Origin of the sequence: Ilumatobacter sp., from assembly GCF_041688325.1 — a bacterium.
Lineage (GTDB): Bacteria > Actinomycetota > Acidimicrobiia > Acidimicrobiales > Ilumatobacteraceae > Ilumatobacter_A.
Genome location: NZ_JBDNIJ010000285.1, coordinates 1 through 1,405, shown reverse-complemented (window position 1 = coordinate 1,405; position 1,405 = coordinate 1). Strand labels below are relative to the sequence as shown.

The following is a 1,405-nucleotide window of genomic DNA, read 5'->3' as shown; positions in this document are numbered from 1 at the left end:
GGCTCTACGCGACTGAGTGTGGGGCGGTGTGAGTTTCGGGCCCCGGGATAGGGGTCCACCAGCATGGCCAAGGGCCTCGCCATTCTGCAGGTATCTGACATCTGCTGAAGGAGAGACCCTTGTCCAGGAATTACCGTAGCGACGACGCGACCGCGCTCGTTGGGATGCCCGAACTCGTCGTCGGTGTCCAGCTGTTTCGCGATGGCGAGTGGGGGCTGAACGTCGAAACTCCCGCCGACATTGTGTGGTGCCACGGCTGCGGCTGCCGGGCGATCGGCCACGGTCGCAACCGCACCCAGGTCCGCGATCTGCCCATCGCAGGAGTGCCGACGGTGATCGTGTTCGCCCGGCGTCGGTGGCGTTGCGGTGAGGTGTTGTGTGCGGTGTCGACGTGGTCTGAACACGTCGACGCGATCGCCGCCCGGGCGTCGTTGACCGAACGAGCACGCCGCCGTCTGGCCGAGATGGTGAACGTCGAGGGCGACTCGATCGCCGCGGCTGCGGTCGAGTTCGGCGTCGGCTGGCACACCGCGCACCAGGCCGTGATCGACTACACCGACCCGGCCATCAACGACCCTGCCCGTCTCGACGGTGTCACCGGTATTGGTGTCGATGAGAAGCGGTTTTTGAACGCGAACGCTGAGCATCGGACTGTGTTCACGACCCAGATCGTCGACCTCGACCGCCACGTCCTACTCGACGTGATCGAGGGGCGTAGCGCTGATGTGCTGGGCTCCTGGCTTGCTGAGCGTGGTGTCGATTGGTGCTCGAAGATCACGCTGGCGACGCTCGATCCGGCTGCGGGCTACCGCAAGGCGCTCGACACGCACCTGCCCAACGCGGTGCGCGTCGTGGACCACTTTCACGCGATCAAGCTCGCCAACATTGCAATCGACGACGCCCGGCGCCGAGTCCAACAAGTGACCCTCGGGCATCGGGGCCGCAAAGGCGATCCGCTCTACCGCGGACGGCGCGTGTTCCTCACCGCCTACGAACGCCTCAGCGACGATCGTCTGGCATGGATGTTCGAACTGCTCGCCGCCGGCGACACCCATGGCGAAGTCGGCGCCGCCATCCTCGCGAAGGAGCTGTTGCGCGAAGTGTATTCAGCGGTCGATGTCGCGCACGCTCGCCGCCGGATGATCGTGTTCTTGCAGCACTGCGCCGACGCCGACACCGTCGAACTCACCCGGCTGGCGCGCACGATCGACCGGTGGATGCCCGAGATCCTCGCCTACCACGCGACCAGCGGCGCTTCGAACGGGCGGGTCGAGAACATCCACATGCTTGCTGAGAAGACCCGCAGAAACGCTCACGGATTCGTCAATCACATCAACTATCGCCGCCGGCTCATCGGCCGACTCGGCATCAAATGGGCTACCATCCCAACTCGCAGAATCCGAGG

Annotated in this window: 1 protein-coding gene; it reads left to right on the top strand. The window is 65.1% G+C overall.

Translation table 11 applies throughout. The features are described from left to right. Positions 1-119: 119 nt before the first annotated feature. Positions 120-1,405: ISL3 family transposase (locus tag ACH2EI_RS15375; protein ID WP_395160667.1), on the top strand; the 1,286-nt coding region annotated here is incomplete at its 3' end.